This window comes from Xanthomonas sp. SHU 308, assembly GCF_000364645.1.
Lineage (GTDB): Bacteria > Pseudomonadota > Gammaproteobacteria > Xanthomonadales > Xanthomonadaceae > Xanthomonas_A > Xanthomonas_A sontii.
Genome location: NZ_AQOK01000546.1, coordinates 1 through 1328, shown reverse-complemented (window position 1 = coordinate 1328; position 1328 = coordinate 1). Strand labels below are relative to the sequence as shown.

Sequence of the window (1328 nt, the reverse complement as noted above, 5' to 3'; positions counted from 1 at the left end):
CGCAGGAGCGGTTTCAACCGCGACCTGAGGGACCGAGGCGTCGGGACTGAAGTCCCTCCCACAACAGGGTCGAGGCTTGGCGGATTGTGTCGGAACCGACGTCCTCTACATCGAGCGACTCCCCTCTCCCGTCGGGAGAGGGGCCGGGGGTGAGGGTCCGGCGGAGGCAGCGGCGCAACTCATGCCACCAAGGCGCGGCGGCGCAGCAGTCACGGCCGGACCGTCACCAATGCCGACTGGCGGGCCGCAGCAGGTGGTGCCGCCGTCCGGCCGCGGTCACTCGGCCGGGGTCACAACGCCGCGACAGAGATCGTCTGCTGCAGCACGTGCTGGGCGCCCGGGGCCAGTTCGATCACCTCGGGTCCGGCGTTGGCCGCTTCCAGGCACACGAACTGGCGCCAGTGCGGTCCGACGTCGGCCATCTTCTGTGCGCCGGCCTCGCCCGGGTTCCAGGCCACCAGCGTGCGGCTGCCGGTGGTGACGATCTCGATGCGGCGCTGCAGGCCCGGGTCCAGCAGGGTGTAGCGGCCGCCGGCGCCAGTGTAGATGCGGTCGCTGCGGCCGGGGTCGCGCGGATCCTGCAGGCTCCAGTCGCCGTGCTGGCGATGCGGTGTGGCGTAGTTCTCGAACTTGTCCAGGTAGTCCAGGCCGTCCAGGCCCTGCACCCGCACCTGGGTGGCGTCGGCGACACGGAAGTAGTTGTGCAGGGCCTGGGTGAAGCGGGCGGGCGCGGTGCCGACGTTGTCGGTGACCAGGCGCTGCTCCAGGGTGGCGCCGATGCGCAACTGCATGCGCAGGCGCAGCGGCAGGTCGTCGAAGTCGGGCGGCGCCAGGGTCAGCACCAGCGTGCCGTCGGCCTCGCGCCGCGCGTCCTTCAGTTGCCAGGGTACGGTGCGCACGAAGCCGTGCGCGGGGACGGCGTCGCTCTGGCCCTGGCGGCCGAAGTACGGCCAGCACACCGGGGTGCCGCCGCGGATCGGGGTCGGCGTGGGCTGCGCGTCCGGCGACAGCCACAGCGCGTCGGTGCCGCCCTTGGGCACGAACGACAGCACCTGGCCGCCGAACAGGCTGATCGCGGCGGTGGACTGCGGGGTCTCCACCAGCAGCGAGGGATAGCCGTGGAAGTCGCCTGTGCTCAGGCCGGGGACGTCGGACATGGGGTGGATGCTCCGTGGCGCGGGGGAGTGGGCGAAGGCCGGGTAGGCGGCCGGCAGCCGGAATGCGGTGGGCGGCGTGCCGCCGAACGGCGTCTTTGTAGGTGTAGGTGTAGGTGCAGGCGATTGCGGCGGCGACGGCGGCGTGGCCGGTGACGTCACCGGTGACGTCAC

General features: G+C 72.1%; 1 pseudogene. It reads right to left on the bottom strand.

From position 1 onward, the window contains the following. Nucleotides 1-290: 290 nt before the first annotated feature. Nucleotides 291-1226 (bottom strand): annotated as a pseudogene (locus D588_RS0116195) (D-hexose-6-phosphate mutarotase); the annotation flags it as partial. Between the last annotated feature and the right edge of the window lie 102 nt (nt 1227-1328).